Origin of the sequence: Promicromonospora kroppenstedtii DSM 19349 (assembly GCF_000515355.1) — a bacterium.
In the GTDB taxonomy this organism is placed as follows: Bacteria; Actinomycetota; Actinomycetes; order Actinomycetales; family Cellulomonadaceae; genus Promicromonospora; species Promicromonospora kroppenstedtii.
On the sequence record NZ_KI911694.1, the window covers coordinates 16,930 to 23,196 of the forward strand.

Annotated in this window: 7 protein-coding genes and 1 pseudogene; 5 read left to right on the top strand and 3 right to left on the bottom strand. The window is 72.1% G+C overall.

Annotated features, from left to right (window positions below; all coding sequences use genetic code 11):
• Nucleotides 1-182, top strand: a pseudogene (locus PROKR_RS17275) (hypothetical protein); the annotation flags it as partial.
• Between the two features lie 21 nt (nucleotides 183-203).
• On the opposite strand, the gene PROKR_RS17280 reads toward PROKR_RS17275, so the two are convergent.
• The 3 genes from PROKR_RS17280 to PROKR_RS17290 are packed head-to-tail and all read right to left on the bottom strand — an operon-like array spanning nucleotide 204 to nucleotide 1,684.
• Nucleotides 204-659, bottom strand: coding sequence for a type II toxin-antitoxin system VapC family toxin (locus PROKR_RS17280; RefSeq protein WP_036965046.1), 456 nt, complete (start codon nucleotides 657-659; stop codon nucleotides 204-206).
• Nucleotides 656-871, bottom strand: coding sequence for a hypothetical protein (locus PROKR_RS17285; RefSeq protein ID WP_036965048.1), 216 nt, complete (start codon nucleotides 869-871; stop codon nucleotides 656-658). The genes PROKR_RS17280 and PROKR_RS17285 overlap by 4 nt, the downstream gene beginning before the upstream one ends.
• A 48-nt stretch (nucleotides 872-919) precedes the next feature.
• A complete protein-coding gene (locus PROKR_RS17290) occupies nucleotides 920-1,684 on the bottom strand; it encodes a metallophosphoesterase family protein (protein ID WP_036965049.1) in 765 nt (254 codons plus the stop codon).
• A 169-nt stretch (nucleotides 1,685-1,853) separates the two neighbouring features.
• Between PROKR_RS17290 and msrA the strand changes: the two genes are divergently transcribed.
• The 4 genes from msrA to PROKR_RS35225 form a co-directional block, all read left to right on the top strand.
• Complete coding sequence (gene msrA / locus PROKR_RS17295; RefSeq protein ID WP_036965050.1) at nucleotides 1,854-2,543, top strand: peptide-methionine (S)-S-oxide reductase MsrA; 690 nt, start codon at nucleotides 1,854-1,856, stop codon at nucleotides 2,541-2,543.
• Between the two features lie 168 nt (nucleotides 2,544-2,711).
• A complete protein-coding gene (locus PROKR_RS17300) occupies nucleotides 2,712-3,314 on the top strand; it encodes a pentapeptide repeat-containing protein (protein ID WP_084800504.1) in 603 nt (200 codons plus the stop codon).
• A 141-nt stretch (nucleotides 3,315-3,455) separates the two neighbouring features.
• Complete coding sequence (locus PROKR_RS17305) at nucleotides 3,456-5,984, top strand: glycoside hydrolase family 2 protein (protein WP_036965052.1); 2,529 nt, start codon at nucleotides 3,456-3,458, stop codon at nucleotides 5,982-5,984.
• Nucleotides 5,985-6,071: 87 nt separating this feature from the next.
• Nucleotides 6,072-6,267 (top strand): hypothetical protein (locus PROKR_RS35225; RefSeq protein WP_036965054.1); only part of this gene is annotated, 196 nt, incomplete at its 3' end.

Here is a 6,267-nt window from a genome sequence, read left to right on the forward strand (position 1 = left end):
CGCTGCTCGTGGGCGGCACGGCGGACCCGCTGTGGGACGGCGCCGTCGCGGCCGCCTCGGGCGCCCAGGTGCTGGAGGTCGAGGGCGCCGACCACTCGCTCGAGGTGCATGACTGGCGCCGGTCGCACGAGATCCTCGCGCGCGTCGCGGCGGCGGTGGAGGAGTTCGCGGCGCGGCTCTGAGGTGCGGCCCGGCCGCACTGCTCAGGCCCGGTCGCCGTCCGCCGGGAGGATCGCGAAACAGCCGTGTCCGCTCAGCGGGCGAACCACGCGGTAGTCCTGGTCGGTCGCCACGACCAGGTTGGTACCCAGCGACCCGGCCACCACTACGTTCATGGCGTCCGCCAGGTCAAGGGACCCTGGCTTGCGACGCTTGCGCTCCATCTTTCCCTCGTACTTCTTGATGAGGGACCTCGCGGTGCCGTAGTCCTCGGGGCGAGGGTCGGCCACCTCGAAGAAACCGTCAGTGACGTTGTCCAGGAAGTCGCTCGCCGCCAGGTGCTCACCCGCTGCGCTCAGCAGGTAGTGGACCTCGGCGATCACCAGAGGTGTGACCACCGCGAGCCTGGCGGATTCGAGCGTCTCCCGAAACTCGTCGTGCTGCGGCTCGCCTGGGTCCATTGCCGCGACGATCCCCCCGGTGTCGGCGATGACGATCACTCGCCGAAACCATCCATGAGCTCGTCGACACGTCGGGTCAGACCGTGCTGCCGCAGACGCCCCTTCATCTTCGGGCGAGTACGCAGGTGATCGTGGATCACCTGGTCGATCCCCTCGCGGATGAGGTCTGCCTGAGACCGGCCCGTGAGTGCGCCTACCCGCTCGAGGTCAGCCTTGCGCTTCTCGTCAAGGTAGATGCTCGTCTTCAACATGCCCTACAAGATGCCCTACAAGATGCCCTACATCAAGGGTGTACCCGGTCACGGACGCCCGTCGCGGGGTCCGAACGCACGCAGGGCGTCGGCGTCGCTGTTGGCCGAGGTCACGTACTCGCGCGCCCACTCCTCGGCGCCCGGGTACGCGCTGCCGGCGGCGACGGCGGCCACCGCATCCGCGACGTCGACCGGCGTGTGCCGCAGCCCCACCTGTCCGTCCCGCAGGAGCGCCCACGACCCGCCTGCGCGGCCGTAGGGCATGCCGACGCTGCCGGGGTTCACGCACAGGCGCCGGTCGGCGAGCCGCACGAACGGCATGTGGGTGTGCCCCATGACCACGGTGGTGACGTCGGGGTCGAGCCCGCCGAGCACGTCGGCCCAGCGCTCCAGCGAGGAGTCGACGAGCACCACCTCCTCGTCGTCGCGCGGGGTGCCGTGGCAGAACACGACGCGGCCGAACCCGCGCACCGTGAGCTCCACGGGGTGCGGCAGGCCGGCGAGCAGCGCGACGTCGTCGGGCCGGAGCTGCGCCGCCGCCCAGGGGGCGACCGGATCGGGAATCGCGGTGCCGCCGCCGCGGGCGAGCTCCACCAGCTCCCGGTCCGCGTTCCCGCGTACCAGCACGGCCCGCTCCCCCAGGGACCGGAGGCGGTCCAGCACCTCGACGGGCTGCGGGCCCGCGGCGTGGTCGCCGGTGACGACGACGCGGTCGGCGGCGAGCACGTCGGGCTCCGCGAGCACGGCGTCCAGGACGGGGAGCACCCCGTGGACGTCCGACAGGACCGCTATCGCACCGACCTCGCTGCTCATGTGTCGACGATGGCGCGCGCGGCCGCCCGGCGCCAGCCGATCTGCCCACGGCAGACGGCCGGGTGCGTCATGCTGGTCGCACGGCCCGGCCGGAACACCGCCACGCCTGTGCTTGTTGTGATGGACAAACGTGCCACCGCACGAATCAGACCCAAAGGATGTGTGTTCGATGACCTTTCTGAACTCCCTCTTCGGCCCCGGCTCCGGTTCGAGCAAGACCACCATGGTGGCCCCCGAGGACGCCCTGCCCGGCCGCTCCGCGCCGGTGCTCCAGGCCCCGCGCCCGCACACGGTCCTGGGCTCGTCGATCACGGGACCGTGGGAGCCGGGCACGCGCGTGCTCTACCTGGCGATGGGCTGTTTCTGGGGCGCCGAGGAGATCTACTGGCAGGTCCCCGGCGTCGTGAGCACCGCCGTCGGCTACATGGGCGGCACCACGCCGAACCCGACGTACGAGGAGGTCTGCACCGCGCGGACCGGCCACACCGAGACCGCGCTGGTGGCGTACGACCCGACCAAGGTCAGCGAGGCCGAGCTGCTCAAGATCTTCTGGGAGCGGCACGACCCGACGCAGGGCTTCCGCCAGGGCAACGACGTCGGCACGCAGTACCGCTCGGGCATCTACTGGACGACGCCGGAGCAGGCCGAGGCCGCGCAGGAGACCGCCAAGCGCTACGCCGAGGTGCTGAGCGCCAAGGGCTATGACGCGATCACCACCGAGATCGAGCCCGCCGCCGAGGCCGGCCCGTTCTACTACGCCGAGGACTACCACCAGCAGTACCTGTCCGACGCGAAGAACCCGAACGGCTACCGCTGCCACGCGACCACGGGCGTCCCGTACCCGGCGTCCGCGGCGTAGCGACACGGAAAAGCGCCCGGTGATCCGTTCGACGGATCACCGGGCGCATCGTCATGTGCCGTCTCCCGGACCTGTGGCTGCCGGTTCGTCCGGCTGCTCCGCCCCAGGCTGCGCCGGCTCACCGCCTCCTGGCTGGCTGTGAAGGCGGGTGACCATAAGGTCGAGCACATGATCCGCATGCCTGCCACCGAGCTCACCGTCCGCGCCGAGGACTGGTACTCGCGCGACCTGACCGGCGAGGACCACATGGCCACCCTGTTCGCCGACGTCGACATGACGGAGGCCACGGGGACGGGCGCCACGTTCGACTCGTGCGTGTTCCGCGGCGTGCGTCTCAACAGCGCCCACCTGACCGAGGTCGCGTTCACGTCCTGCGTCTTCGACGCGTGCGTCTTCTTCGACACGACGCTGGAACGCTGCAAGCTCGTGGGATCGCAGTTCAACGACTGCCGGTTCGACCTCCTGAAGGTCGAGGGCGGCAACTGGTCCTTCACCGACCTGCACCGGGCAGCACTGGCCGGCGCCCGGTTCGACGGCGTCCGCCTGCGCGAGGCCGACCTGTCCGGGATCAAGGCCTCCGGCGCCGTCCTGCTCGGCTGCGACCTGTCCGGTGCGGACCTCACCGAGGCCGACCTCAGCAATGCCGACCTCCGGGGCAGCGACCTGTCGGCGCTCGACCCGCTCGGTGCGAACCTCACCGGCGCGGTCGTCGGCGAGGCCCAGGCGATCCTCCTGGCCGAGCGGCTCGGCCTGGTGGTCCGGCCCGACTGAGCGGCGCGCCCGACCAGGCCGGGCGCCGTGGGAAACCCTCCTGGCCGCCCGGTGACATCGGTTCGATCCGCGGTGGGGTGCCGCCTATGCTCGGGTCGCTCGCACACGCAACGGAGCACCGCTCTGGGAGGACGACGATCGATGAAGATCAGCCGCGACCTGACCGCCTGGACCGTCACCGCGACGGGTGGCCCCGTCCCGGCGGACCTCGCCGGGGTCCCCGTGCCCGCGACGGTCCCGGGCACGAGCCACACCGCCCTGCTGGAGCAGGGGCTCGTCCCCGACCCGTACCTCGGCACCAACGAGACCGCGCTGGCCTGGATGAAGCGCGCCACCTGGCGGTACGCGACGGTGCTGGACGAGCCGGCGGCCGCGGACGACGAGCGTGTCGACCTGGTCTTCGAGGGCATCGACACGGTGGCCGGCGTCGTCGTCGACACGGACGTGGAGCAGTCCGCCGTCGGCCAAGGGCGGGTCGAGCTGGGCCGCACCGCCAACATGCACCGGTCCTACCGGTACGACGTGCGCGAGCTCGTCGGCGCGCCGGCGAACCTGATGGTCGACCTCGACTCCGCGCTCGAGACGGCCGAGGCCGAGGCGGAGCGCCTCGGGGCGCGGCCGATGGCCTACGACCAGCCGTTCAACATGGTGCGCAAGATGGCCTGCTCGTTCGGCTGGGACTGGGGCCCCGACCTGCAGACGGCCGGCCTGTGGAAGCCCGTCCGGGTGGAGCGCTGGCGCGTGGCCCGGATCGCGCGCGTGACGCCGCTCGCCACGCTGGCCGACGACGGCACGGGGCTCGTCGACGTGCGCGTCGAGATCGAGACGTCCGGACTGGCCGAGGCCGGGCCGCTCGTCGTCGACGTCTCCGTCGGGGACCGCGGCGTGACGACCGGTGTCCCGGCCGGCTGGGCCGGCGGCGTCCTGGACGTCCGGGTGGAGGCGGGCGACGTCGACCTGTGGTGGCCCGTGGGCCACGGCGAGCAGCCGCTCTACCCGATCGAGGTGGCCGTCCACGCGGGCGACGGCGAGGACCGCTCCGACCCGCTGGACCTCTGGTCCGGCCGGGTCGCGTTCCGTACCGTCGAGCTGGACCGGGAGCGCGACGAGCACGGCACGAGCTTCGTGTTCCGCATCAACGGCAAGCCGGTCTTCGCACGTGGGGCCAACTGGATCCCCGACGACCATCTGCTGACCCGCATCACCCGCGAGCGCCTCGAGGAGCGCGTGGACCAGGCGCTCGGTGCGAACCTGAACCTGCTGCGGGTGTGGGGCGGTGGCATCTACGAGTCGGACGACTTCTACGACGTCTGCGACGAGAAGGGCGTCATGGTCTGGCAGGACATCCTGCTGGCCTGCGCCGCGTACCCCGAGGAGGACCCGCACTGGGGCGAGCTCGAGGCCGAGGTGCGGGAGAACGCGTCCCGGCTCGCGCCGCACCCGTCGCTGGTGCTGTGGAACGGCGGCAACGAGAACATCTGGGGCCACGAGGACTGGGGCTGGAAGGAGCCGCTGGGCGACCTGACGTGGGGCGCCGGCTACTACTACGAGCTGTTCCCGAGGATCCTGGCCGAGGTGGACCCGACCCGCCCGTACTCGGACGGGTCGCCCTACTCCCCCGGCTTCACGCCCGAGCAGGTGCACCCCAACGACCCTGACCACGGCACGCACCACCAGTGGGACGTGTGGAACCGGGTCGACTACACGCACTACCGCGACGACGTGCCGCGGTTCTCGTCGGAGTTCGGCTTCCAGGGCCCGGCGACCTGGGCGACCTCCCGGCGCGCGATCCTTCCGGACAGCGCTGACGTGCCCGACGGCTTCAAGGAGTCCGAGGTCTTCCTGCTGCACCAGAAGGCCGCCGACGGCAACGGCAAGCTGGACCGCGGCCTGGCCCCGCACCTGGGTGTGCCCCACGGCTTCGTCGACTGGCACTGGGCCACGCAGCTCAACCAGGCGCGCGCGATCCAGTACGCCGTGGAGCACTACCGGTCGTGGTGGCCGCGTACCGCGGGCGCGATCGTGTGGCAGCTCAACGACTGCTGGCCGGTCACGTCCTGGGCCGCCGTCGACGGCGACGGGCGGCGCAAGCCCCTCTGGTACACGATGCGGCACGCGTTCGCCGACCGGCTCGTCACCGTGCAGCCGCGACCCGACGGGCTGGTCGCGGCCCTGGTCAACGACACCGACGAGCCCTGGGCCGGGCAGCTGGGCGCGGCCAGGACGACGCTGGCCGGCGAGGTGCTGGCGACGTCGGGCAGCGAGGTGACCGTGGCGCCGCGCTCGGTGGCGCTGGTCCCTCTGGAGGGGGCCGTGGTGGCCGTCGCCGACGCCGCGCACGAGGTGCTGGTCGTGACGCTGGGCGCCGAGCGGGGGCTGCACCGGTGGGCCGAGAGCAAGGACCTCGCCCTGGACGCCGCGCCGCTGCAGACCGCGGTGACCGGCCAGGACGACGGCTACCGCGTGGAGGTGACGGCGACATCGCTGGCGCTCGGCGTCACCCTGCTGGCCGACCGGCTCGATCCCGACGCCCAGGTGGACGAGCAGGTGGTCGACCTCCCGGCGGGGGCGACCGCGGTCTTCCACGTGACGACCGCCCAGGACCTCGACGTCGCGGCGCTGGTGTCCCGGCCGGTGCTGCGCACGGAGAACGACCTCGTGGCGCGCTGACGACCTCACCCGCGCAGGCGGGACACAACCCGATCCGATGTCAGAGACCGCGCGTACGGTGTGGTCCAGGGGGCGAAGGGACACGCCATGAACAGGTTCGACGAGGTTTCCAGCTGGTCCGTGCTGCGCCGTGACGGGGTCGCCGTGGTCGTGGCCCATCCCGAGCGCGGGCTCCCCCTGGTGCTGCACTGGGGCGCCGACCTGGGCGAGCTCACGCCCGCGGACCTCCACGGGCTCGACGCGGCCACGAGCCGGCAGACGGCGCCGGGCACGCTCGACGCCG